The sequence below is a fragment of the Caldicoprobacter faecalis genome (genome assembly GCF_900115765.1).
Lineage (GTDB): Bacteria > Bacillota > Clostridia > Caldicoprobacterales > Caldicoprobacteraceae > Caldicoprobacter > Caldicoprobacter oshimai.
Genome location: NZ_FOXR01000010.1, coordinates 1 through 24,974, shown reverse-complemented (window position 1 = coordinate 24,974; position 24,974 = coordinate 1). Strand labels below are relative to the sequence as shown.

Here is a 24,974-nt window from a genome sequence, read left to right as displayed (position 1 = left end):
TGAGTTTGGCGTGTGAAGCCAGAGGTGAAAACTGAGGCGGTTCAAGATAAGCATATAAATGCACGGAAGGAGGCAATGGGCGCATTTGTGATATCCTGTGTAGAGATAGGATGTGCTGCGCCGGTATGTTATGAAGGCTCTCATAAGAAACGTTTATGTAATTACCATGGATGATCAAGACAATCGATATCCTGACGGCTGCATTGCCGTAGAAGGCGATACAATTGCATACGTAGGGGATGAAGAACGTCTGCCTGCGGGTTTTGTGCCCGATGAGATACTTGACGGCTGTGGCATGCTGGCCTTACCTGGGTTTGTCAATACCCATACCCATTCGGCTATGTCGCTGTTCCGGGGCTATGCCAACGATATTCCGCTCATGGATTGGCTGGCGCAAAAGATATGGCCTCTTGAGGATAGGTTGCAGCCACAGGACGCTTACTGGTTGTCCATGCTGTCCATTGCAGAAATGGCCATGAGCGGGGTCACCGCTTTTGCCGATATGTACATGTTCATGGATCAAACCGCAAAAGCGGTGGAGCATTCAGGGATTCGAGCTGTTCTGGCAAGAGGATTGCAGGGGCCGGATGCCAGGTCGGAGCAGCGCCTTGCGGAAAACCGCCGGCTGTGGGAGGAATGGCACGGCCGGGCAGGAGGGCGTATAAGGGTTATGGTGGGGCCACATGCCATCTATACCTGTGACGGTGACTACCTGAAGCGCTGCATGGATCTGGCAGGGCAACTGGGGGTGGGCCTCCACATCCATTTGGCCGAGACGCGCACCGAAGTCGAAGAGGCATTGAAGAAACATGGAAAAACCCCTGTTGAATACCTGGAGAGTATAGGCTTTTTTAATCTGCCGGTTTTGGCCGCTCACTGCGTGCACCTTACGCAGCGCGATATGGACATACTTAAGGAACACGACGTACAGGTGGCGCACTGCCCTGTTAGCAATTTAAAGCTGGGCAGCGGCATCGCGCAGGTATCCCGGCTCCTTGAAAAGGGGATAAACGTGGGGCTGGGGACCGACAGCGCAGCCAGCAATAACAGCCTGAGCGTTATGAGGGAGATGACCTTTGCCGCTTTGCTGGGCAAAGGCATAAATGAGGACCCAACCGTTATTCCGGCAAAACAGGCCCTTAAAATGGCCACTGTTTGCGGTGCAAAGGCTATAGGGTGGAGCCATGAGATAGGTTCCCTGGAGCCGGGAAAGAAGGCCGATATAATACTGGTCAGGTGTGATGCCCCGCATTATCATCCTGCTGCTGACCCGGTCACCCATCTGGTGTACAGCGGGCGCGACGCTGACGTTGATACCGTTATTGTAAACGGAAAGGTATTGATGAGGAAGCGGCAGCTGACCACTATAGACTTGGAGAGGGTATACCATGAGGTTGAACGAATAAGACACAGGGTTATGGGGGGAACTGGAGATGCGCGTTGAAAATGTTGCAATGAGTCGCATTGAGGAACAGGCAAGGAGGGTCGACAGGGCCTTGAAGGGCCTGGTTTTGTACAGGCAGCTGCGGCATGAGCCGGCTGTTCAGGCATTCGAGGATTTTGTGGCCGGCCTTGTAAGCGACGGCGTTTGTGCCGGACGGCTGTGGGATGACTACAACCGTTTTGTACACTGTATGATAAACGCTCTGGTGGAAATCGGCATCCTTCAATACGGTGATGGCACTTCATTATATGGCGGTGAACTTTCGGAAAGCAGCTTTTTATCCGGGGAAAACGGAGCATTGCCCTGCAATGATGGCGTTTGGCCGCACCATGGAAGTACACAGGAGTCACAGGCAAACGATATGGGCTGCCGTGAGGAGATGGAGGATGGGAGTAAAGCCAAGGATGTAGGTTGCCTTGAGGAGATACGTAATGGTGGTAACCAGAAGAACGCTGCACAGGACGAGGGAGGCGTTGCAGGGGATATGCTGTGGAAGGCCTACTGGGGCTACAATATGCTGAGCCACGAGACCGTTTTTAGCCGCTTTGCCGAACACGCAGGCTTTGAAGGGATTCCGGGATGGCTGAAGGCTGCCATGGAATTTGAGTTGGGGCACTTAAGGCAAATAGCCATGGTGGACTGGAATGAGCTTTTAACCCTGGCCAGGCACAAGACTGGCATCGACGGATGGCTAAATATATTCGCCTGTGGTGGAATAAACCAGCCGGTACCGTATCACCAGGTGGTAAACTGGGGGGTGCGGGAGCTGGCACATCACTTCTACCGCAACGGGTCTGGCATGTTTGGCATATTCAAGGGTTTCAGGTGGGAGCGTGTGGATGGCCATGGACGCCTTAAAGGAATTGCCGGCGTGGATCCTGTGACGCTGGACCAGCTGGTGGGCTATGAGGAGCAAAAGGCAAAATTGATCGAGAACACCGAGCAGCTGCTCAAAGGGTACAGGGCCAACAACGTACTGCTTTATGGCGATAAGGGCACCGGCAAATCGTCACTGGTCAAAGCGCTGGTGCACCGGTATGCCGGGCAGGGCTTGAGAATTGTGGAGGTGCCCAAGGACTGCCTGAGGGATTATTATCAGATACTGGAACAGCTGGAAGGGCGCAGGCAGAAGTTCATACTGTTTGTGGACGACCTGTCTTTTGAAGAAGGCGAAGTGGAATACAAGCATATAAAAGCGCTGCTAGAAGGAGGGCTTAAGGCCAGACCTGCCAACGTGGTGGTGTACGCTACGTCCAACCGCAGGCACCTGGTAAGGGAGTTCCATCGCGATAGGAGCGGCGCGTATTCAGGCCAGGAGGATGAAATCTCGCCCATCGACTCGATGCAGGAGAAGCTGTCGCTGTCGGATCGGTTTGGCATAACCCTGACCTTCACCGCGCCCAACCAGAGGACCTACCTGGAGATGGTGGAACGCCTTGCGGCCAGACGCGGGATCTCGATGGACGCCGATGCTTTGAGGGAAGAGGCCTTGCGCTGGGAGAAAAGGTATAACGGCCGCTCAGGCCGCACGGCTCGCCAGTTTATAGATTATCTCGAGGCAAAGCTGGGCACCGCGTCTCGGAGCTAAGAGGTCGTGTCAAGGTATAGCGATGGAGTGCAACCATCGGCAAAAAACGGCGTCAGCTGATGGACATTGGCATAAATGGCGGCGTTGGGGTGTTTGTCAGAAAGCTTCGAACAATTAAAAAGCTCAGCTCCTGATTCAAATAGCTATAAAAAGATCGCCAACTGAATAGGGTAGTTGTTGTATGACCGGGAGGCATACACTGAGAAAGATTGAAAAAATAAAAGTAATATCGTAAATATTTTCAAAAGGCCTGTAGTTATAAAGAGCATGTGAGAATCTTAATAGTCGGTATGGGCGTCCCCGCTATTATATGGAAGACTTTGATGCTGTGATGTGGTATTTAATACTTTGTTAGATGGTTATTAAAGGTTTTATAAAAGTTGCGTAAAACTTTTGAAATATATCTAGGGTATAATATAAGCAAACCAAATAAGAGGGGGGAGGCCCATGTACAGGCTGTTCAGGAGCGAGGTCGGAAGAGGGATTACCGGAATCATAGTTTCGATCATACTGGTGTTGGCGGCATTATTCCCCATATTCTTTATGGAGCTGTTAAGCCAGCTGGTGTCTTTGACCTGAGTTTTGTGGCAAATGCTGTGTTGGGCATTTGACGGACGATATAGATTGTGGTGGATATAACATCTGCACAGGTACATGAAAGTCAGTGGCATATGAAAGCCATCTCCGTGGGAGGGGATGGCTTTTGTGTTTTTAAGTGAACTGGTATTAAACATGAAATGACCGGGTAGTACCCGGTCATTTCATGAATACATGGTTGCCTATCACTATTCTGCTTGCAGCTTTGCGCTCTTTCATCCACCTGGATGTGGCCGTCCTGGGGTTATAATAAAACAGGCATCCTCCGGTTGGGTCATACCCCATTACGGCATCCAGGGCGGCTCGATAGCATTCTACATCGGGGGTGAGATAAATCTGTCCGCCCTGAACGCACGTGAAGGCGTAAGGCTGCATTATAACCTCTTTTAAGGTATTGGGGAAAAGGGGAGATTTCAACCGGTTCATTATTACGGCGGCTACTGCTACCTTACCTGTATAGGGCTCTCCTCTTGCTTCGCCATTTATCACTCTGGCCAGCAGGTGTACATCATCTGGCTTTCAATGGGTAATACTGCATATCCTGTTGACGTAGTCTGTTATGACTCTGTGCTGGTTTAAGTCTGTCTCTGCCAGTGCCTGGGTGGGTATCATGAAGCAGGCTGTTGCAAGCACGAAGGCTAGAGCCTTTTTCATGATTGTTCCCTCCTCCATGTATTATTTTGTGCTGGCCAGAACTTAATATACCTTGAAATAAAAGGCTATATCTTGTTATAGCGTTTTAGTATGCCCTGCAGCATTCTCGCGTGCCTTGCTTCATCTTTTGCCGAAAGGTTGAAATAGTCCCGGGCCGAAGCGATACCCAGCTCTTGTGCCTTGTCTGCTGCCTCTTTCTTTCCTTGATTGGCAAATACTTCACCTTCTAACATTCTTTTGATGTTTTCGAATATGTCTTCCTGCAACATGCCGTTGAGCTCTGCAAATACTGCGGCATGCTCGGCTTCCTCCCAGGCAATGGTTTTGAGTACCTCTGCTATCTCAGGATAACCCTGCCTTTGGGCCAGCCTTGCCATGGCCAGGTACATGCCCACTTCGCTGGTTTCGCCGTTGAAGTTTTGTTTGACCACCCTTTCAAGCTCTGTACCTTTGGTTTCGCCGAGTATGTTTTCAGTTACAAGCTTTAAATCCTGCATATTATCGCCTCCCATCACTTGTTGTTTTTTATATTGCTGAAAGCGTCAAATATCCTTTGTGCAATTTCCTTATTTTTATTGTTCAAATCGGCAAAGTACAGAAAGGTGCTGCCCTTATATTCTAAGTAGTCTCCCAAAAGCGCTATTTCCATACAGCTTCTTATTATGTTTATGACGCATTCGTCATCGTGATATAGCTGACAGTTTTTGCATTCGTTAAGTATAAAGGCTATGGCATTTATTAGCTCTTCTTCATCATACAGCTTGGTGTCGAAGGAGGGTATGTTGTCCATGCCGCCCTCTATGAACTCGTTGTGTTGCTTAAAGGCCTTCAGCAATACGTGCTTGCAATAGCCTATAAGGCACGCCTCTTTTTGACATGTACCGCAAAAGTCCTCGGTGAGGCAGCATTTTCCTACCTGTTCAATCAGCCGGTCGTAGTTGATGTTTTTGTTCAACCATCATCCCCCTTTTATTGTGCGCTGTGATGTGGTATTATCTCTATATATTTAATTAACCACCAGATAAAGAGTTAAAACAGTTTTTGTCCATGCAAGTAATAATTTGAAATAATGACAGCAATGCGAAATCTTAAATGGCAAACTTAAACAGAAAGGGGAAATGCGTACATAATGCTCAGCGATATCGAGATTGCACAGCAGGCAAAGCTCAGGCCCATCGTCGATGTGGCATCACAGATTGGGCTCAGTGAAGATGACCTGGAGCTGTATGGCAAATATAAGGCTAAGGTGAACTTGGCGGTATGGGACAGGATTAAAGACAGGCCAAATGGCAGGCTCATATATGTAACCGCTATTACCCCCACTCTTGCCGGCGAGGGGAAGACCACAACCGCGGTGGGGATCACCCAGGCACTGGGCAGGCTGGATAAGAAGGTGGCGCTGTGCTTGAGGGAGCCGTCCCTGGGTCCGGTGTTTGGCATAAAAGGCGGGGCAACCGGCGGGGGTTATTCTCAGGTGCTGCCCATGGAGGATATAAACCTCCACTTTACCGGCGATATATACGCGGTGGGGGCGGCGCATAACTTGCTGGCCGCCATGATTGACAACCACATCGTCAAGGGCAATGAGCTTAACATCGACCCCACGCGCGTTGTCTGGAAACGGGTGATGGATATAAACGACAGGCAGCTGCGCAGCATAGTCACCGGTTTAGGAGGAAAGGCCAACGGCATTCCAAGGGAGTCAGGCTTTGACATCACGGCCGCCTCCGAGATTATGGCCATACTGTGCCTGGCATTGGATATGGAGGACTTAAAAAGGCGTCTGGGAGACATGCTGGTGGCTTATACCTATGATGGACGTCCGGTGTATGCCAGGGATCTGAAAGCCGTGGGCGCCATGGCCATACTGCTCAAGGATGCCATAAAGCCCAATATAGTGCAGACTCTGGAAGGTCAGCCTGCTTTTATACACGGTGGCCCGTTTGCTAATATTGCTCATGGCAACAACTCTATTATGGCCACCCGTATGGCTTTGAAGCTGGCCGACTACGTCGTTACCGAAGGCGGTTTTGCAGCCGACTTAGGCGCCGAGAAGTTCTTTGATATAGTCTACAGAACCGCTCATATAAGGCCCGATGTGGTGGTGCTGGTGGCTACCATTCGCGCGCTCAAGTTCCACGGCGGCCTGCCTTTGTCCGCTTTAAATGAAGAGGATTTGGCCGCGCTTGAGAGAGGACTGGCAAACTTGGATCAGCACATAGACAATTTGAAGAATATTTTTGGCCTACCCGTTGTGGTGGCTTTGAATAGATTTCCTGCCGATACTGCCGCCGAGATACAGCTTTTGAAAGAGCATTGTGCAAGGATAGGGGTGAAGATGGCGGTATCAGAAGTGGTAACCCGCGGTGGAGAAGGCGGAATTGAACTTGCCGAGGCGTTGCTGGAGGCAATGCAGCAGGAGAACAACTTCAGGCCGCTTTATGACCTTGAAACGTCAATCGAAGAGAAGATCGAGGCCATCGCCTGCCGGGTTTACAGGGCGGATGGCGTCGTGTACAGCAAGGAAGCCAAACGTGCCATAGACACTTTGAAACAGCTGGGATATGGCAATCTTCCAGTGTGCATAGCCAAGACGCAGATGTCATTTTCGGACGACCCGTCCTTGAAAGGTGCTCCCAGGGGCTGGAAGCTCAACGTTCGCGAGGTCAAGGTATCGGCCGGTGCGGGATTTATTGTGGTGCTGACGGGATCCATGATGACAATGCCGGGGTTGCCAAAGAACCCCGCTGCCGAGAACATGGACATAAAGCCCGATGGCACCATAGTGGGGCTGTTTTAAAGCATACGGTGCATACGGCGGGTATATGATTTGTGCGGCATGTGCTGTACACGGGTACCTCGGGCAGTATAGTGCCAGAAAATTTCGTACAGCTCATGCCGCACTCTTTTTTGTTTGTTTTATGCTGTTAAAAAGAAGTTTTCTGTTCAGCTGAGCAACTAGAGACGATATGTCAATGATCAACATTCATTAGAAAACGGATAATTGACAATCGGCTGTTTAAACGGTAGCATTGAGCAGCATATCGCCGATGCGGTATACATCTCCGGCGCCCATGGTGATTACTATATCCCCTGGGCTGGTATTCTCTTTGAGGTAGTTTACTATCTCTTCAAACGTCTGCATGTACGTACATGGCTGGCCGGTCTGTAAGATGGCCTGCACCAGGTCACGAGAGTGAACCTCGCCAGTATCCTTTTCCCGCGCTGCGTAAATATCGGTTATTATGAGCTGGTCGGCTTGCTTGAAAGCGTGTACAAATTCGTTAAACAGCTTTTTGGTACGGGTGTATGTATGGGGCTGAAACACGCACCATATCCTGTTGTGGGGATAGTTTCTCACTGTCTCCAAGGTGGCCTTTATTTCGGTGGGGTGATGTGCGTAATCATCCAGGATGGTGACATCTCCCATTTTGCCCTTGAATTCCAAACGGCGGTGAGTACCCGTGTAGGTCCTCAGGGCCTCCTGTATTACCTCGAAGGGTATGCCCAGGGCATATGCGGCAGCGGTTGACGCCAGGGCGTTGTACACGTTATGCTTGCCGGGTACAGACAGGCTTATATTACCCACGTATTCCCCTTTGCAGTAGGCTTTGAAAGAGGCCGTTCCCTGGCTGTTGTAATGTATATCGCAGGCCTTCCAGTCTGATGGTCCGTTGATACCGTAACTTATGGTATTGCATTTGACCTCGGAAAGCAGCTTTGCTACCAGCGGGTCATCGGCGCAGCCCACTGTGTATCCGTCTTGTGGCACCAGGTGTGCGAACTTGCTGAATGCCTGGTATATGTGGTCTATGTCTTTGAAGTAATCCAAATGGTCTGCGTCTATATTTAGGATGATGGCTATGTACGGCCTAAAGTGTAGGAAGCTTTCGACGTATTCGCAGGCCTCGGTTATAAAGTACGGGCTGTTGCCCGTGCGTACATTGCCGCCTATGGCATCCAGCTCGCCGCCCACCAGTATGGTGGGGTCCAGGTTTGCATGGAGCAAAATGGTTGACAGCAAGGAGGTGGTGGTGGTTTTGCCGTGGCTGCCCGATACCCCTATGGAATAGGGGTAAGCCTCCATGATCTGGCCCAGCAGCGTGGCCCTGTCGATCACAGGTATGTTTCTTTTGCGGGCTTCCTGTATTTCGGGATTGTCTGCTTTGACGGCGGCGGTATGTACTACCAGCCGGGCGCCTTGCACGTTTGAGGGGTGGTGCCCTATAAACACCCTGGCGCCTTTTTCCCTAAGCCTCTGCGTGATGTGTGATTCCTTCAAATCCGAGCCGGTGACGATGTATCCCCGCTGAAGCAGTATCTCGGCCAAGCCGCTCATGCTGATGCCGCCTATACCTACAAAATGGACCTGGCATCCTTTAAAATCGTCTATGTGAACCGTTTGCATTGTTACACACTCCTTGGATATAAAGGCTATTTCCTATTATAACCGTTGGGATTGCTGTTAATCAATGGGCGAATTTTTAAAATAGAGGTTGACTTTATAGGGTTTTTATCATATAATTATATACTGCGATAGGGATGTATGATTGATAATTTTCAACATGGAGGGGTGCCCGAGTGGTCAAAGGGGGCAGACTGTAAATCTGTTGGCGCAGCCTTCGGTGGTTCGAATCCATCCCCCTCCACCAGGGAAAAGGGTGGTTGATATAAAAATATCAGCCACCCTCTTTTATATTTTTCGACTTTTAAACGGGTTCACTCTCTGGCTTGAGTGGAGCATTTTGGTCCTATGCCTGTATTGATTTTTCACTGATGGTATGCTATACTTAACTCTATTGTTGGACAAATTTATATTTAACCAGTATCTTTACTGCTTGAGGAGGCGAACAAATGAGAAGAAGGCTGTTTACGTCGGAATCTGTCACTGAGGGGCATCCCGATAAGATATGTGATCAGATCTCTGATGCTGTGCTGGATGCCATTTTGGCCAAGGACCCCTATGCCAGAGTGGCGTGTGAAACCGCTGTGACCACAGGTCTTGTATTAGTCATGGGAGAGATCACCACCGATTGTTATGTGGACATTCCCAGCATTGTACGCGATACTATCCGTGAAATAGGATATACAAGAGCAAAATACGGATTTGATGCTGACACCTGTGCAGTTATCACTTCCATAGATGAGCAGTCGCCAGACATCGCGATGGGGGTAAACAAAGCCCTTGAGGCCAAGATGCATGAGATGGAAGACGATATAGAGGCCATCGGGGCGGGCGACCAGGGCATGATGTTTGGCTTTGCCTGCAACGAGACCCCTGAGCTCATGCCTCTGCCCATTTCATTGGCTCATAAGATCACCAGGAGGTTGGCCCAGGTGCGCAAGGATGGCACGCTGGAGTATTTAAGGCCCGATGGGAAATCCCAGGTTACCGTGGAGTATGAGGGGGACAAGCCGGTGCGTGTACATACCGTCGTCGTTTCGACGCAGCACAGCCCGGATGTCGACCACTCCACCATTGAAAGGGACGTAATTGAAAAGGTCATAAAGGCTGTTATTCCTTCCGAGCTTCTGGATGACAAAACCCGTTATCTGGTCAACCCGACCGGCCGCTTCGTGGTAGGAGGCCCTCAGGGTGACTCGGGACTTACCGGGCGAAAGATCATAGTGGACACTTATGGCGGGTACGCGCGGCATGGCGGCGGTGCCTTCTCGGGCAAGGACCCCACTAAAGTTGATCGTTCGGCCAGCTATGCAGCGCGGTATGTGGCCAAAAACATTGTTGCAGCCGGGCTAGCGGATAAGTGTGAAGTGGCGGTGGCCTATGCCATAGGCGTCGCCAGGCCGGTATCCATCAGTGTCGATACATTTGGTACGGCAAAGGTGCCTGAGGAGCTCATACTGGAGCTCATACACAAGAATTTTGACTTAAGGCCCGGTGCCATCATAAGGGACCTCAATTTGAGAAGGCCCATATACAAGCAGACGGCTGCCTACGGCCATTTTGGGCGCACGGATTTGGACTTGCCATGGGAGAAGACCGATAAGGCCCAGCTGTTGAGGGAGCAGGCCTTCGGCAAATAATAGCGGGACTCTGTTTCCAGAATACAGAGTATATGCACATCGGAACATTGGATACTAGAGTATATACAAAAATATGCACGCATGCCCCAGTCTCAAACGGGATTGGGGTTTTTTAATTTAAGCGGTATACTTCACCTTCTGAGGTGCAGCAGCATACTATGGAATGTGTGGATGGATTATCCTGCGCCGTAGAGGAGGAGTATGCATGTACATCGATACATACCTTACCATTGTCCTGTGGGTATTTGCTATATTCGGTTTTATATGCTTCGTGGTACTGGTGCTTCGCGATATATCATCGGCTTTAGGCAATAAAAAAGGGAGCTTCAATGTGGTCATAACGGCACAGAATCAGGAGGATGCCATAGAGGGCATCGTAAAGGGGTTTATCCTTAAAACGGCGGTGGACGGCGCCGAGGATTCGCTGGTCAACATCGTGCTGGTGGATGTGGGCTCCTGCGATGATACGCCAAAGGTCATGGAACGCCTTGCCAGGCAGTATCCTTATATAAAGTTTATAAGGCCGGAAGATCTGTGCGGTTGTTTGACCGGATTGATATACGGCCCCAAATAATGTTTTAGAAAAAATATACAGTTATATTTTGACATGATAAGAAAACGGGCAGCTTCTATTCAGGCCGGGAAGATTATTCCCCGGCTTTTTTCATGCCTTCCAAACCTGGGCTATCATGTAGTATGAGCTGTACAGCCTAAAGAAATTGGTGCAGGGCCGGCCCTCGATGAATGGGAGGGTGTATTGCCTTGGAATACCTGCTTAAAGGGGTGGTTGAGAGAGCCAAACGGGGAGAGGCTGCTGCCGCTCAACAGGTCATTGACAGGCTGCATCCCCTCATCTGTTCTGCCATACGGCGGTGTGGACCTGGGCTTGACAGGAAGGACCTGTATCAGGAAGCCTGCCTTATAATCCTTCAGTGTATAAGGGATTTTGACCCTTCAAAGGGGGTACCGTTCCTGGTATACGTTAAAAAGAGGGTGTATTTTGGCTTGATAAATGCCGGAAGGCAAAGAGTTCCAGCCATTTCGCTGGATAAGGAATTTGAAGGGCATGACGGCGATACGTGTACCCTGGGAGACCTGCTGATGAGCCCCCAGCCCGGAGTGGAGGAGACGGTGATGCAGACCGGTGAAGTCAGGCGGCTGTACCGTGCCATAGGCCAGCTGTCACCCAAACAGAGGCAGGTTATACTCCTGCACTTCTTCTACGGGCTGAAGTACAGGGACATAGCCCGGGCAAGAAACAGCCACTACAAATCGGTGCTCAGGCTGAAGGACAGGGCTCTGAAATCCTTGAAAAGGCATCTGGAGAAAATCGAGGACGATGTATCTCTCAAAAGCCGGTTTTGAATTCTAGGAAGTAGATAAAGAAAAGGAGGTGAGGACGATGGCGCTGGAGATAAGGCCTATGGATGCTAGGCTTCAGATTCAGCTGGATATGGGGCAGGACCAGAATGGCAGGAGGATCACCAGGACTCGAAGCTTGAACAGAATAAAACCTGATGTATCTGATGAGGACCTCTACAACATAGCTGCTGCTCTGGCATCGCTTCAGTCCCATCCAGTGATAGCAATCCGCAAGACGGCGCAGTTTGATTATGTCAACGTATAAGTAAACTTAAATTTCAGGATAGGGGGTGAGAGAAGTGGCGCAGACGCTGGAGATGGTTTTCAAGACGGGGCAAGGCAGAACCTACCGCATCACGCTGGATGACCCGCGTTTAGACCTTCAACCGGCAGAGGTTAAGGCTTTCATGGACCTGGTGATCAGCGTAAATCCTTTCGATATAGAGGGTGGACTGGTCGAAATAGCAGAGGCAAACATCATCGATACAGAGGTTCAGCCCCTGCAGCTGGTTTGAGGAAAGATAGAGGAGTGCATGCCACTCCTCTATCTTATTGAAATATCTGAAATATCGGTTTAAGGGGATTTTTCATTGAATTTACAGTCTCATGCTCTACGCTCTCGTATAGCTTGTATAGATTTTATGGCTTTATGAACTATTTTTACACCATTATGTTGACTTGTTCATAAAATATGGTAAGGAGGAATGGGTATGGAACAGCTGCTCAGCCTTGTCGGCAACGTCGGATTTCCCATCGTGCTGTCGGTGTATCTGCTTGTGCGCATTGAGGGAAAGCTGGAGGGTTTGACGCAGTCCATTCAGGAGCTGGCACGGGCCATAGCAGCAATGGAGCGTTAAAAAGTGGCTTCGCGCCGTGAAGGTTTTACGGTATCGTAAAGTTTTTACCTTTGAGTTGGTCACTTTTTGAAGAGGCATTCAAGGTATAACTTTTTGCTTTAATAATTTATGGGAAACAAAAAACATATTGTAACCACCAAAAACGTTTTTCTGTGCGATGTTAAATATTAGAGGCTTTAAGGATTTAAGTATGATATAAAAGGGCATTAAGGCATTGATGTCCAATTATTTGCTAATTACGGTTTAAGGTTTAAGCATGACATAAAGAGCATTAAGGGGTATTGACTCCGGCGAAAGTGATATAGTATAATTTCTGACAATAAAAAAATGGAAATATTGTATAAAAGGCTATGAACGGGAAAAGTACATTCACTGCGAGCCTCCAGAGAGCCGGGATAAGGTGCGAGCCCGGTGGTAAGCGGTGTATGGAAGTTCTCCCGGGAGCTGCAGGCTGAAGGGGAAGTGCCTGTAAAGCGAGGATGGGCGGATGCGGCGGTACTTGCTCAAACATGAGCGATTCTCGCTATAGATGCAATGAGCAGCCATAAGTGTTTTTTTAAAACAGGTGCGTTCCCTGCGTAGGCTGAGACGGTGGCCTTCGCCGTTATCCAGGAAGGGGGATATGGCGTCTTTGCCTTTGTTACAGGCTTTTGAGGGGCAAAGACAAGTATCCTTAAACGAGAGGGTTATCGCAGCGATAACCAATTTAGGTGGTACCGCGGGAAATACTCCCCGTCCTAAACAGGACGGGGATTTTTTTATAGCCATATGATGCGCGTTTATCACAAAATTCCGAAGGGGGGTTTTAAAGTGATTGTGGTCATGAAACCCGGAGCTACCCAGCAGGAGATCGAGAACGTTGAAAAGCGGCTGAGGGAGCTGGGATTTAAAACCCATACCATCCGCGGCGAAGTGAAGACGGTGATTGGCGCCATAGGTGACAAGAGGCTGGTGAAGGAGCATAACCTTTCACAGCTGCCAGGGGTGGAGGGCATAGTCCCCATAATGAAGCCATACAAGCTGGTGGGGCGCGAGCTTAAAAAGCAGGATACGGTGGTGGAAGTGGGCGATGTGCAAATCGGCGGGAAAAAGCTGGTGGTGATGGCCGGTCCCTGTGCCGTTGAGAGCGAGGAGCAGATATATGAGGTGGCCCGCAGGGTGAAAGAGGCGGGTGCCACCGTGCTAAGGGGTGGGGCCTACAAGCCCAGAACCTCCCCATATTCCTTCCAGGGCATGGAGGAGGAAGGCCTCAAGCTGCTGCATCAGGCTGCTAGGATGACTGGCCTTAAGGTGGTTACCGAGGTGATGGATACCAGGGATGTGGAGCTGGTCAGCCGCTATGCCGACATCCTGCAGATCGGGGCGCGCAACATGCAGAATTTCCGGCTGCTCAAGGAGTGCGGCCTTTCAGGTAAGCCGGTGCTTTTAAAGCGCGGCTTGTCGGCCACCATCGAGGAATGGCTCATGGCTGCCGAGTACATCGCGGATGCCGGCAACCAGAACATCATACTGTGCGAGAGAGGTATTCGCACCTTTGAGACGGCAACGCGCAATACCATGGATATTAACGCCATTCCGGTGGTAAAGGAACTTTCGCACCTTCCGATTATAGCCGATCCCAGCCATGGTACAGGAAATTGGAAATGGGTGGATGCTGTGGCCAGGGCATTTGTGGCAGCGGGTGCAGACGGGCTCATGATAGAGGTGCATCCTGACCCTGCCAATGCTGTAAGCGATGGAGCGCAGTCCCTCCAGCCCGAGAAGTTCGCCCGTTTGATGGAGGCATTAAAACCCATTGCGCAGGCAGTGGGGCGGGAGCTATAATCTTCTCGAGAGATTAAAACAAACTGTACTGTTGGCGCTGTGTGAAAAGCCATGAAATAAAAAATCAACTGCAGTGTTTGCATGGGATAGAAAAGGTGACTGCAGCGCTTTATTATCGTTTATCTGAATAAAAACAGAAGCAAAGCTTGTCCGTGATGTAGTGAGGCTGTAAGCCGCGGTTGAGTCACCGGTAAATGTTGTGTCGTTCACGCGGTTTATGTGAGACTATAATATCGAAATGAGAAAAGAGGTGAATTGCCTGAAAGGATATGGTAAAATATCTTTAAAGCTTGCAGGGATTGAGCTATTTAGTAAATTCCAGCGAGTTGCGGCTGTGATTTGTGATATGCTCTGGGTTATATATAATTACGGGAAGCGGGTGGCTTAAAAAGTGGTGGAAATCACGGGCATTATAGAGGAAGTGGTGTTTCGTAACGAGGATAACGGCTTTACTGTGATAGAAGTGCGGGATGAGAGCAGCAGGGCTCTGGTGACGGCGGTGGGTAGCCTGCCCTATGCCAATGCGGGCGAGAAGGTGCACATCGTCGGCGAATGGACCATGCACCCCGATTATGGCCAGCAGCTTAAAATTCACGCTATGAAAAGCGTTGTGCCTTCCACTTTGGATGGCATGGAAAAATACCTGGCATCGGGGCTCATAAAAGGGGTAGGGCCATCCACCGCCAAAAAGCTTATAGAACGCTTTGGGATGGATGTCTTAAACGTCATAGAGTTCAGTCCCGAGCGTCTCACTGAGGTGGAAGGCATTGGCCCTGCCCGAGCCGAAATGATAGCCGCTTCTTACGCCGAGCATAGGGAAATAAGGGAAGTCATGATGTTTCTTCAGTCCTACGGCATCACCACCACCTATGCCATAAAGATATACAAGATGTACGGCAATGACGCCATTGGCATCATAAAGGAAAATCCCTATCGCCTGGCCGACGAGGTGACGGGCATAGGATTTAAGACGGCTGACAGGATAGCGCAGAACATGGGCGTGGCCTTTGATTCGCCCTACCGAATTGCGGCAGGGATAAAATACGTGCTTTCACAGGCGGCAGCCGATGGGCACACCTACCTACCCAGGGATATTCTGGTGGAGCAGGCTTCGCTTCTGCTGGGAGTAGACAAAAGCCTGGTGGAAAATGCCATCATATCCCTGGCGGTTCAGCAGTCGGTGTTTATAGAGAACATCGAGGGCCAGACGGCGGTGTACCTCGCGCCTTTTTATTACGCCGAGGTGGGTGTGTGCAGGCGCCTTGTAGAGCTGTCAATGGTGGACGTAAACCCGGGCGCGTTTGACATAGAGGAAATGCTGAGGAAATTTCAGAAAGAGGAAGGTATACTCCTTGCGCTGAAGCAGCGGGAGGCCGTGATCGAGGCTTTATCCAACGGGGTGACGGTTATAACGGGTGGGCCCGGCACCGGCAAGACCACCATCATCAACTGCATCATAAAGCTGATGGAGCAGCAGGGGATGACGGTGGTTCTGGCGGCCCCCACCGGCAGGGCGGCCAAGCGCATGACCGAGACCACCGGCAGGGAGGCCAGGACCATACACAGGCTGCTAGAGTACAGCTACAGCGATGAAGGGCCCTATTTCCAGAAGGATGAGGACGATCCCATACTGGCCGATGCGGTGATAATAGACGAAGTATCGATGGTGGATGTCCTGTTGATGAACCATCTTTTGAAGGCCATCGTGCCCGGCACACGGCTGATACTGGTGGGGGATGTGGATCAGCTACCTTCGGTGGGACCGGGCAACGTGCTCAAGGATATAATCTCAAGCGGAATTATCAAGGTGGTGCGCCTGACCGAGATTTTCAGGCAGGCCCAGGAGAGCATGATAGTCCTCAATGCCCACAGGATCAACCAGGGCCATATGCCGTATCTCAACGTAAAGGGCGGCGATTTCTTCTTCAGCAGGCGAGAGACCCCGCAGCAGATACTGAACACCGTGCTAGAGCTCATATGTCGGCGGCTGCCCGCTTTTGCCGATTACAATCCCCTCAGGGACATACAGGTGCTGGTGCCAATGCGCAAGGGTGCCATTGGGGTTAACAATTTGAACAATGAGCTGCAAAGGGTTCTCAATCCTCCTTCGGCTGAAAAGCAGGAGAAGCTGTTCCGCAATATTCTGTTCAGGGAAGGCGATAAGGTGATGCAGATCAAGAACAATTACCGTACCCCTTGGAAGAGAAAGGTTCACGGCATGGTGGTAGAAGAGGGCGAAGGGGTCTTCAACGGCGACATCGGCTACATCGCCGCTATAGACCACGAGGAGCAGAGCATGACCGTCATATTCGATGACGACAAGGAAGTGGTATATGATTTTTCGCAGCTGGACGAGCTAGAGCTTGCCTATGCTATATCCATTCACAAGAGCCAGGGTAGCGAGTTTCCTGTGGTTATCATTCCGCTAGCGTGGGGACCGCCCATGCTTATGACGCGTAATCTGCTTTATACCGCAGTGACCAGGGCACGGGAGATGGTGATCATAGTTGGTCGTGAGCGAGCTATTGAGGCCATGGTCAGAAACGATTATGTGGAAAAGCGCTATTCGGGACTTACACACCACTTCAGAAAGCTGTTTGCAGTCTCTAACTTTTGAGAAGGTGGTACCCATGGACCTGTCTTCCATCAAGGAGGCCATTCTCGACATACTGTATCCCCAGAACATAGCCTGTATCCTCTGCCGGCAAAGGGCCAGGGACATAGACGACAAAGGCCTGTGCCGGACATGCGCTGGCTCGCTTCCACTTATTACCCCGCCGGTGTGCCATAAGTGTGGCAGGCCCGTCGGGGAGGAGGGCATATGTATCGACTGCGCGTATGTGCGCTATCATTTTGAACAGGCTGTCTCAGTCCTGCACTATACCCCCGAGATAAAGCAGCTCATACATCAGTTCAAGTATGGCGGCATATCGTATCTCAGCCGTACCCTGGGGTGGTGGATGGCTGAGGCTTTCAATCAGCGTTGTGGTTGGGATGTGGACGTCATCGTTCCGGTGCCGCTTCATCCCAGGAGACAGCGCCAGAGGGGGTTTAACCAGTCGGCTCTGCTGGCCAGGGAGATCAGCAGGAACATCGACGTGCCGGTCAATGAAAGCGTCCTTATCCGCAAAAAATACACGCCCGCACAGGCCGGATTGGACAAGTTCCAGCGCATGCAAAACCTATGGGATGCCTTTGAAGTAAGCCAGCCCGATGCAGTACAGGGAAAGGCGGTTTTGCTAGTGGACGACGTGTTTACCACGGGCAGCACGGTTGACGAGTGCAGCAGGGTGCTGCTTCAAGCAGGGGCTCAAAGGGTGTACGTGCTTACTTTAGCCACCGGCCGGTAAGCCACACATTCCCATATAAATGCTTTTGTTTGAGGGGTGAAGCGCTGTGGATATTCGCAATTGCAAGCGGTGCAACAGGCTGTTTCAGTACAACGGCATAAAGTACTGTCCCAGTTGCGTGATGGAGCTGGATGAGATGTTCAAAAAGGTGAGGGACTATTTGTATGAGCACCCCGATGCCACCATAATCGAGGTTTCAGAGGCCACAGGGGTAGAGGAAAAGATAATACTCGAGTTTTTGCGCGAGGGGAGGCTGGAGCTTAAGGAGCCCTCGCCGGTGCTGACCTGTGAGCGGTGCGGCAAGCCCATCACCACGGGAAGAATGTGCAAGGAGTGCCTTGCGGTGTTTGAAAGGGGCTTGAAGAAAGGGCTTAGCGAATCTGCCAGGAAGGTCTCGGATTTAAAGCCCGATAGCAGCAAAATACACCTGGCCGATTATATCATCAAAAAGAGGGACAGGGAATAAACAGGCAGAAAGGATAGGCTAAATGGATCCATTGGACGAGAAATGTGATTGAAGAGGGGAATGCAGATTACCCCTAAATTTTTTGTCCGCGCATGCCGATATTATATATGAATCGCGTTAAAGAGGTGAAGGGGTTTGAAGATCGATTCAACGCGCATTTCCCGGATATTGAATTTGTATGCCAGCCAGGATCCGCAAATTCGCGGCGTTAAGAACAGAAGCAGCAAAGCCGATGAGGTGGTGCTGTCAAAGGGGGCCCAGATTTTTCAGGAAGCGCTAAAGGCCGCAAAGTCGGTACCTGATGTTCGATTGGCAAAAGTGGAGGAGATAAAGGCACGGCTCGAAAGCGGGCAGTACCGCGTGGACAGCTGGAGCATAGCCTCCAAGATGGTGGACGATTTGCTGAAACAGGACAGATAGCCGAGATAGGTGCAGTTGCGTTTAAGTCATTTTTAAGCTGTTTTTGTTTATAGTTCAGAGCTTTTGCAAAGAGCTTTGCTTGGGAGGGTTCAAAGCATTAAGTGCTGCGAAGGCAAAATTGCGTGTGAGGGATTGAGGTCATGGACAGCCTGCAAAAACTTGTTGATATACTGGATAAGGAGTGCGAGCTTTACAGCATACTGCTGGATTTATCTAAAAAAAAGACGCAGGTTATTGTGGATGCTGATATAGGCGAGCTGGAAAAGATTGTGGAGATGGAAGAGCGTCTCATCTTTGAATTGAGGAATTTGGAGGATAAGCGGGAAGGATGGGTAGTCGATTTTGCAAGGCAGCGGGGCATTGAGCCCACGGAGGTCACCATATCCTACCTTACATCGCAGGCAGAGGGGCAGATTCAGGAGCGGCTCAAGCAGCTGCAGGAAAAACTTTACGGCATAATAGAGGAGCAGAAGCAGGTAAACCAGATAAACGAGCGGCTCATCAGGAACAACCTGGAGTTTATCGATTTTTCAATAGGGCTGATCACCGGTCAGGGACAGGTGGGAAGCATATACAGTAGGGCCGGTGGGGCAGGTACCAGGCAGCAGAGACGCAGCCTGATAGATAAAAAGGTATAAAACAGGGAGTGAGCTTTATGCGGTCTACTTTTTACGGTCTGGAAATTGCAAGAAAGGGTTTGCACGTCAATCAGGCAAATCTCGAAGTTACAGCGCACAACATTGCCAATGCCAATACAAAGGGATATTCTCGCCAGCAGGTCATACAGAAAGCCATAGAGCCCGGTATGGGCCTGGGCCTGTTTACCACCTACGGCGGATATGCCGTGGGGGGCGGCGTTGACATACAGCAGGTGCGCCAGATTCGCGATGCGTACCTGGACATGCAGTACCGCAAGGAGTCGACGGCTCTGGGCGAGTGGGAAGTTAAGCGGGATATGCTGGCATACATCGAGGCCATATTCAATGAGCCTTCCGAGTCAGGGATTAATACGGTGCTCAATGAGTTTTTCAACGCCCTTCAGGCCTTGAGCTTGAATCCCGAAGACCCAACCACACGCGCTACGGTGCAACAGAAGGCCCTGGCGCTTACCGAAAACATAAGGAACGTCTATACCAAGCTGGAAGAGCTGCAGAGGGAGGCCAACCAGGCCATAATATCCCATGTGGAGGATATAAATTCCTATGCCCGGGAGATTGCGGCCCTCAACGAGCAGATATTTAAGTTTGAATCCACCGGCCGGCCAGCCAATGACCTGCGCGACCAGCGCAACCTCATATTGGACAACTTGTCAAAAATAGTGCAGGTATCGGTGTACGAGGATGCCAGCGGCCGGTTCAGGGTGGACATTGCTGGGCAGACGCTGGTCAATCATACAAAGGTTTATGAGCTGGCCACGATACCAAGGAGCAGCAGTGTAAACGGCATGCCCTATCCCAAGAACAACCACGTGGATGTGGACGAGCTGGTGGAAGTGGTATGGAAGGATACCGGTGAAAGAGTCAACATCACCGGCGGCATTTTGAAAGGCTTTATCGACATGCGGGATGGCATAGGAGGCAAGGAGCAGCCATTGCCGGGGGTTCCAGACGAGCTGCTGGAACGGGGAGCATCGAGTGGCCAGACGGGTACCTCATCTGCTGATACGCAGTTTCAGCCCGCGCCCAACCAAAACGCCGAATACGGCATACCGTATTACATGCGCATGTGGAACCTGTTTGCTCATACCCTTATGATTACCTTTAACGAAATCCACAGCCAGGGGTACACGTTGAATGGTGAGACCGGGATATACTTTTTTTCGGATGGCAGTGCCGATTTTGACCCGGCAAACGCTCGACAACCCATAGCCAAGTACATCACCATATCGGATGACATAAGGGAGGACTGGAACAACATAGCGGCCATCTACTTTGATGAGGAGGATAAAGCTAACGGGATGGACCCTCAAAAAGGGTTTAACCCGGCCGAAGCAAAGGGCAACAACAAAAACATATTGAGGCTTCTTGATTTAAGGCACAAGACCTACGTGCCCGAGTGCAACAATATGGACAATTTCACCAAGGCGCTTATTTCCACGCTGGGCGTGGCCAGCCGTCAGGCCGCTCATATGGCCGATAATCAGGAGATGCTGGTTGCCGAGATGGACAAGCGGCGCCAGTCGGTATCGGGCGTATCATTGGATGAGGAGATGGCTAACATGGTGCGCTTCCAGCATGCCTACAACGCTTCGGCCAGAATTTTAACTGCCATTGACGAGATGCTGGAGACGCTCATCAACAGGATGGGTGTGGTGGGGAGATAAAATACAATAACAGCAAATGTGTAAAGGTGGTTTGAAAGATGCGTGTAACCAATGGAATGCTGATTACCAATATGATGCGGGATTATGCGAAGAATATGCGAAACCTTGAAAAGCTGCAGAGCCAGCTTTCATCCGGCAAGAGGATTTTGAGGCCGTCGGATGACCCAGTGGCCGTATCCAAGTCGCTCAAGCTGAGGGCGGACCTTGCCTACAACCAGCAGTATGTGAGCAATGCAGACAACGCCATATCGTGGCTTGAGGCCACCGAATCGGCCCTCAAGGACCTGGGGGACGTACTTCATAGGGCCAGGGAGCTGGCGGTTCAGGCCAGCAATGGAGCCCTTGCCCCCGAGGACAGGATGGCAATAGCCGATGAGATCGAGCAGCTGCAGGGACATGTGGTGCAGGTGGGCAATGCCACCTATGCGGGACGGTACATATTTGCCGGTTACAGGACGGATCAGCCGGCGTTTGTGGAGCAAAACGGCAGCCTGGTGTATCAGGGTGACAGCGGCAAAATAGCCTTTGAGATAGGGGTCGGCAACCGCATAGAGGTAAATGTGCTGGGCGGCGAAGGCGGTGCCGAAATAGACAAGATTTACGATGTGCTGGAGCGGTTTAAAAATGATTTGAGAAGTGATAATGCCACCAATTTGGGCGGTTACATAGGCGAGATAGACCAGCGCATGACGCAGATACTGTCCCAGCGCTCAATGGTGGGTGCCAAGGTAAACCGATTTGAGCTCATCCGTGCCAGGCTGAAAGAGGAAGAGATAAACTTTACAAACCTGCTTTCGCAGAACGAGGATGTCGATATTGCTGAAGTCATAGTGCGGCTTAAAGAGGCCGAAAACGTTTATAGGGCTTCGCTGGCTGCAGGTGCGCGCATCATCATGCCAACGCTTATGGACTTTTTGAGGTAGCATTGTGTAGTCGTGTAAAAATATATGCGGCTTTATTTAATAGTGTGGCTGTTTAAAGTATTTTGGTGTTTCAGTGAATTTCGTTTTATACAAGAGGATTAATATAACAATTGTAGTAAAATTCCTGTATATTGTATGGTAATTTAAGTTGTATGGCAGTTTAAAGTGAGTTTTAGGGGTGGATGTCGTTGTATCTGCGCATTACCACCAAGCCTGCCCTTATAGGGATTCGTACACAGCCGGCCAAGGTGGAGATAGACAGTTCACAGCCTCTTCTGGAGATGAAGCGGCAGCCCCCTAGGCTTGATATAAAGACCGAACCCGTAAGGGTGTACATTGATCAGTACGAATGTTTTGCAGAGCTGGGATATAAAAATTTTTGGGACATTGCACGCGCGCAGGCGCAAAAGGGCTACCAAAGGGTTATGGAATACATAGCCCAAACCGCCCAGGACGGCGATCGGCTGGCTGCCATAGAGCTGGGCGGAAACCCCATGGCTGACATTGCCGAGGAGAGGTCGTACCATGTGCCAGAGGCCGAGCCCGTGAAGCTGCCGTTGCCTAGGCCCAAGTTCTACGTAACCGGTGGAATCAGGATTGACTATCAGCCGGGCAAGGTTCATTTTAACGCCGTTGTACATCCGGTGAGGTATAAAGTCACGCCACACAAGGTGGAAATTTACATGAGGCAGTATCCAAGTATCACCATAGAATATGCGGGGCATTACATGGACAGGAGGGTATAGAATTGATCATTGAGTCCAGGCACTTTGGCTATATTGAAATACCCGAAGAGGAGATCATAAGATTTCCTTACGGGCTGTATGGTTTTGAGGACATAAAGGAGTACGTGTTGCTGGGCAAGGTGGGGGATGACAACCCCTTCATGTGGCTTCATGCTGTGCATAACCCGGATGTATGCTTTGTGGTCATAGACCCGTTTGTGTTTAAAAAGGACTATTCGCCTTCGATAAATGAGGAGGTTTTGCATAAACTCGAGGTTGAGGACCCGACTGACATACGCTTTTTATCAATTGTCGTCATTCCCCAGGATATGTACAAGATGACTGCCAACTTGCAGGGACCTATTGTGATAAACGCAAAGAAGAACATCGCCATGCAGGTTATACTTGATGATGAAAAATACACAACTAGGCATTATATACTCGAAGAAATGAAAAAAGGTGCATAAATCAGTAGATTGAGGTGGAGATATGCTGGTTTTAACCCGCAAGCCGGGTCAGTCGATTCTGATTGGCGATAACATAGAGGTGAAGATAATAGACGTGCAGGGAGACCAGGTCAGAATAGGGATAAATGCTCCAAAGGATATATCCATTCTGAGGAAGGAACTCATGGACGAGGTCAGGCAGGCCAACCGCGAGGCAGTGGTGGACAGCTTCGGTATTTCGCTTGAAGAGCTGAACAGGGTGCTTAAAGAATAGAGCGGGGAAGACCTGAAAGAATAACTGTGGGGAAACATAGTAAAAATTTACTACATAAGCAGTCAAAAAGTTCTACAGGAGGATAAAAATTTTTTGTTCCACCCCTAAAGTTTATGCAGAAGGTTGTCGATATATATGAGTGAAAGCAAAACCAAAGCCTTATCCTTTGCAGCGGCCGGGCAGAGGATGGGCTTTAAACAAAAAACCGCTGAAAAGGACTTCGGCGGAAATAAAAAAATTCAGGGAGGAATGATAAGATGAGGATCAACCACAACATAATGGCTCTCAATGCATACAGACAGCTCAGCATCAACAATACCGGTGTTCAAAAGTCTCTTGAGAAACTTTCATCTGGTTTAAGGATCAACCGTGCTGGGGATGACGCGGCAGGTCTGGCTATTTCGGAGAAAATGAGAGGCCAGATTCGCGGTTTAGAGCAAGCTAGCCGCAATGCACAGGACGCTATTTCACTCATTCAAACTGCTGAAGGTGCTTTGAATGAGACACATGCTATTCTCCAGCGCATGAGAGAGTTGGTTGTACAGGCAGGAAACGTAGGTACGAATCAGAGTGAAGATCTACAAGCTATTCAGGATGAGATTAGGGCTTTAATTGATGAAATTAATGGGATTGCTCAACGTACCCAGTTTAACACCAAAAACTTACTAGATGGTGGTTATAGTGGAGTTTTCCAGATTGGAGCAAATGAAGGGCAACAGTTGACTCTGACTATTAGTGCTATGACTGCTTCGTCGTTGGGAGTATCTACTGCTACGATTGATGTAACAACATTTGCTAGTGTTGGCGCCAGTGCTGTTGATGCAGCTATTTCGGCAATAGATGCTGCTATTAACACAGTTTCATCTCAACGTTCCAAGTTGGGTGCTACCCAAAACAGGCTTGAGCATACTATAAAGAACCTTGACAACGCAGCAGAGAACCTGACGGCTGCTGAGTCTCGTATACGTGACGTTGACATGGCAAAAGAGATGATGGAGTTCACCAAGATGAACATCCTGTCCCAAGCTGCTCAGGCAATGTTGGCTCAGGCAAATATGCAGCCACAGGCAGTGTTGCAGTTGTTGCGTTAAATTAGTTGATTTAATGGTTACAACCATAAAAGGTTTTAAATTTTTGGAAAGATGGTTGGGGTATTGTTTTCCCCTGACCATCTTTCTAATTTTTAAATTTGAGGTGAGCTGTGTGAAAATATCGGGATGCGTTATTGCCAAAAACGAGGAAAAAAACATTGCACGGTGCATTAATAGTTATAAGGATATAGTAGATGAAGTTATTGTTGTGGATACCGGTTCGAGTGATAGAACCGCTGAAATTGCCCAAAATTTAGGAGCAAAAGTTTATCATTATGAGTGGCAGAATGATTTTGCAAAGGCTAAAAATTTTGCATTATCTTTAGCAAAAGGGGATTGGATTATTTTTCTTGATGCCGATGAATTTTTTGCAGAAGGGCACTGCTATAATGTAAAGAAATACATTAAATTGATACATCGGAACAAGCGGTTTGATGGAATAGGCTGTAGAATGGCTAATATACAGGAAAATGGAGAAATAATAAATTATCTCAGACTTCGCACATAAAAAATGAGCTCTGAACCTTGAAAAATCAACATTTTTCGGCATAAAAATATAGAAACATCCTCTCTTTTATGGTATAA

The 24,974-nt window shown here is 49.7% G+C and carries 29 protein-coding genes, 1 tRNA gene and 1 other annotated feature; of the genes, 25 read left to right on the top strand and 5 right to left on the bottom strand.

What is annotated here, in order from left to right; translation table 11 throughout:
* Positions 1-112 precede the first annotated feature (112 nt).
* The 3 genes from BM241_RS05585 to BM241_RS12940 all read left to right on the top strand — a co-directional run bounded on the left by BM241_RS05585 (position 113) and on the right by BM241_RS12940 (position 3,611).
* Positions 113-1,444 (top strand): amidohydrolase, encoded by a 1,332-nt coding sequence (locus BM241_RS05585; RefSeq protein WP_242948273.1) that lies wholly within the window; start codon positions 113-115, stop codon positions 1,442-1,444.
* A complete protein-coding gene (locus BM241_RS05580; protein WP_092282236.1) occupies positions 1,434-3,032 on the top strand; it encodes an ATP-binding protein in 1,599 nt (532 codons plus the stop codon). The genes BM241_RS05585 and BM241_RS05580 overlap by 11 nt, the downstream gene beginning before the upstream one ends.
* Before the next feature lie 447 nt (positions 3,033-3,479).
* Positions 3,480-3,611, top strand: coding sequence for a hypothetical protein (locus BM241_RS12940; RefSeq protein WP_276576387.1), 132 nt, complete (start codon positions 3,480-3,482; stop codon positions 3,609-3,611).
* A 177-nt stretch (positions 3,612-3,788) separates the two neighbouring features.
* Here BM241_RS12940 and BM241_RS05575 read toward each other — a convergent pair whose 3' ends face one another.
* The 4 genes from BM241_RS05575 to BM241_RS05565 form a co-directional block, all read right to left on the bottom strand.
* Positions 3,789-4,118 (bottom strand): cell wall hydrolase, encoded by a 330-nt coding sequence (locus tag BM241_RS05575; RefSeq protein ID WP_242948271.1) that lies wholly within the window; start codon positions 4,116-4,118, stop codon positions 3,789-3,791.
* 30 nt (positions 4,119-4,148) lie between these two features.
* Positions 4,149-4,283 (bottom strand): hypothetical protein, encoded by a 135-nt coding sequence (locus BM241_RS12935; protein ID WP_278292247.1) that lies wholly within the window; start codon positions 4,281-4,283, stop codon positions 4,149-4,151.
* Between the two features lie 65 nt (positions 4,284-4,348).
* Positions 4,349-4,780: a ferritin-like domain-containing protein gene (locus BM241_RS05570; protein ID WP_025747942.1), complete on the bottom strand. Its 432-nt coding sequence runs from the start codon at positions 4,778-4,780 to the stop codon at positions 4,349-4,351.
* A gap of 14 nt (positions 4,781-4,794) precedes the next feature.
* Entirely contained in the window at positions 4,795-5,238 is a 444-nt protein-coding gene (locus tag BM241_RS05565) for a hypothetical protein (protein WP_025747941.1), read from the bottom strand.
* Positions 5,239-5,412: 174 nt separating this feature from the next.
* On the opposite strand from BM241_RS05565, the gene BM241_RS05560 reads away from it, so the two are divergent.
* Positions 5,413-7,083, top strand: coding sequence for a formate--tetrahydrofolate ligase (locus BM241_RS05560; protein WP_092282234.1), 1,671 nt, complete (start codon positions 5,413-5,415; stop codon positions 7,081-7,083).
* Positions 7,084-7,302: 219 nt separating this feature from the next.
* Here the strand turns inward: BM241_RS05560 and murC are convergent, their stop codons facing one another.
* Positions 7,303-8,691: a UDP-N-acetylmuramate--L-alanine ligase gene (murC, locus tag BM241_RS05555; protein ID WP_092282233.1), complete on the bottom strand. Its 1,389-nt coding sequence runs from the start codon at positions 8,689-8,691 to the stop codon at positions 7,303-7,305.
* A gap of 159 nt (positions 8,692-8,850) precedes the next feature.
* Here murC and BM241_RS05550 point away from each other — a divergent pair.
* The 21 genes from BM241_RS05550 (at position 8,851) to BM241_RS05455 (ending at position 24,897) form a co-directional block, all read left to right on the top strand.
* Positions 8,851-8,935 (top strand) — tRNA-Tyr (locus BM241_RS05550).
* A 202-nt stretch (positions 8,936-9,137) separates the two neighbouring features.
* The gene (metK, locus tag BM241_RS05545) at positions 9,138-10,328 is read left to right on the top strand and encodes a methionine adenosyltransferase (RefSeq protein WP_025747938.1); all 1,191 of its coding nucleotides are present in this window, start codon (positions 9,138-9,140) and stop codon (positions 10,326-10,328) included.
* A 205-nt stretch (positions 10,329-10,533) separates the two neighbouring features.
* On the top strand, positions 10,534-10,902 hold the full coding sequence (locus BM241_RS05540; RefSeq protein WP_092282232.1) for a glycosyltransferase family 2 protein: 369 nt from the start codon (positions 10,534-10,536) through the stop codon (positions 10,900-10,902).
* A gap of 188 nt (positions 10,903-11,090) precedes the next feature.
* Positions 11,091-11,693 (top strand): RNA polymerase sigma factor, encoded by a 603-nt coding sequence (locus BM241_RS05535; RefSeq protein ID WP_025747936.1) that lies wholly within the window; start codon positions 11,091-11,093, stop codon positions 11,691-11,693.
* Between the two features lie 37 nt (positions 11,694-11,730).
* Positions 11,731-11,955 carry a DUF1659 domain-containing protein gene (locus BM241_RS05530; RefSeq protein ID WP_025747935.1) on the top strand — a complete coding sequence of 75 codons (225 nt, stop codon included), beginning with the start codon at positions 11,731-11,733 and terminating at the stop codon, positions 11,953-11,955.
* 34 nt (positions 11,956-11,989) lie between these two features.
* Positions 11,990-12,205, top strand: coding sequence for a DUF2922 domain-containing protein (locus tag BM241_RS05525; protein ID WP_025747934.1), 216 nt, complete (start codon positions 11,990-11,992; stop codon positions 12,203-12,205).
* A gap of 195 nt (positions 12,206-12,400) precedes the next feature.
* The gene (locus BM241_RS05520; RefSeq protein WP_084054691.1) at positions 12,401-12,547 is read left to right on the top strand and encodes a YvrJ family protein; all 147 of its coding nucleotides are present in this window, start codon (positions 12,401-12,403) and stop codon (positions 12,545-12,547) included.
* A 341-nt stretch (positions 12,548-12,888) separates the two neighbouring features.
* Positions 12,889-13,290: a binding site (T-box leader), on the top strand.
* Positions 13,291-13,357: 67 nt separating this feature from the next.
* A complete protein-coding gene (gene aroF / locus BM241_RS05515; RefSeq protein WP_025747933.1) occupies positions 13,358-14,371 on the top strand; it encodes a 3-deoxy-7-phosphoheptulonate synthase in 1,014 nt (337 codons plus the stop codon).
* Between the two features lie 391 nt (positions 14,372-14,762).
* A complete protein-coding gene (recD2, locus tag BM241_RS05510; protein WP_025747932.1) occupies positions 14,763-16,988 on the top strand; it encodes an SF1B family DNA helicase RecD2 in 2,226 nt (741 codons plus the stop codon).
* Between the two features lie 13 nt (positions 16,989-17,001).
* Entirely contained in the window at positions 17,002-17,721 is a 720-nt protein-coding gene (locus BM241_RS05505; RefSeq protein WP_177206100.1) for a ComF family protein, read from the top strand.
* 46 nt (positions 17,722-17,767) lie between these two features.
* Positions 17,768-18,187: a MerR family transcriptional regulator gene (locus BM241_RS05500; RefSeq protein ID WP_092282230.1), complete on the top strand. Its 420-nt coding sequence runs from the start codon at positions 17,768-17,770 to the stop codon at positions 18,185-18,187.
* A gap of 135 nt (positions 18,188-18,322) precedes the next feature.
* Positions 18,323-18,607: a flagellar biosynthesis anti-sigma factor FlgM gene (flgM, locus tag BM241_RS05495; RefSeq protein ID WP_092282229.1), complete on the top strand. Its 285-nt coding sequence runs from the start codon at positions 18,323-18,325 to the stop codon at positions 18,605-18,607.
* A 140-nt stretch (positions 18,608-18,747) separates the two neighbouring features.
* Positions 18,748-19,245, top strand: coding sequence for a flagellar protein FlgN (locus tag BM241_RS05490; protein WP_092282228.1), 498 nt, complete (start codon positions 18,748-18,750; stop codon positions 19,243-19,245).
* Positions 19,246-19,262: 17 nt separating this feature from the next.
* Entirely contained in the window at positions 19,263-20,930 is a 1,668-nt protein-coding gene (gene flgK / locus BM241_RS05485; protein WP_025747926.1) for a flagellar hook-associated protein FlgK, read from the top strand.
* A 38-nt stretch (positions 20,931-20,968) separates the two neighbouring features.
* Positions 20,969-21,853 (top strand): flagellar hook-associated protein FlgL, encoded by an 885-nt coding sequence (gene flgL / locus BM241_RS05480; protein ID WP_025747925.1) that lies wholly within the window; start codon positions 20,969-20,971, stop codon positions 21,851-21,853.
* 182 nt (positions 21,854-22,035) lie between these two features.
* On the top strand, positions 22,036-22,599 hold the full coding sequence (locus tag BM241_RS05475; RefSeq protein ID WP_143094058.1) for a DUF6470 family protein: 564 nt from the start codon (positions 22,036-22,038) through the stop codon (positions 22,597-22,599).
* A 2-nt stretch (positions 22,600-22,601) separates the two neighbouring features.
* Positions 22,602-23,045, top strand: coding sequence for a flagellar assembly protein FliW (gene fliW / locus BM241_RS05470; protein WP_025747923.1), 444 nt, complete (start codon positions 22,602-22,604; stop codon positions 23,043-23,045).
* Between the two features lie 22 nt (positions 23,046-23,067).
* On the top strand, positions 23,068-23,298 hold the full coding sequence (gene csrA / locus BM241_RS05465; RefSeq protein WP_025747922.1) for a carbon storage regulator CsrA: 231 nt from the start codon (positions 23,068-23,070) through the stop codon (positions 23,296-23,298).
* Positions 23,299-23,433: 135 nt separating this feature from the next.
* Positions 23,434-23,559: a hypothetical protein gene (locus BM241_RS12930; protein WP_278292238.1), complete on the top strand. Its 126-nt coding sequence runs from the start codon at positions 23,434-23,436 to the stop codon at positions 23,557-23,559.
* Positions 23,556-24,389, top strand: coding sequence for a flagellin Hag (gene hag / locus BM241_RS05460; protein WP_092282227.1), 834 nt, complete (start codon positions 23,556-23,558; stop codon positions 24,387-24,389). Before BM241_RS12930 ends, hag begins: the two co-directional genes overlap by 4 nt.
* Positions 24,390-24,432: 43 nt before the next feature.
* Positions 24,433-24,897 carry a glycosyltransferase family 2 protein gene (locus tag BM241_RS05455; protein WP_242948270.1) on the top strand — a complete coding sequence of 155 codons (465 nt, stop codon included), beginning with the start codon at positions 24,433-24,435 and terminating at the stop codon, positions 24,895-24,897.
* Positions 24,898-24,974: the final 77 nt, after the last annotated feature.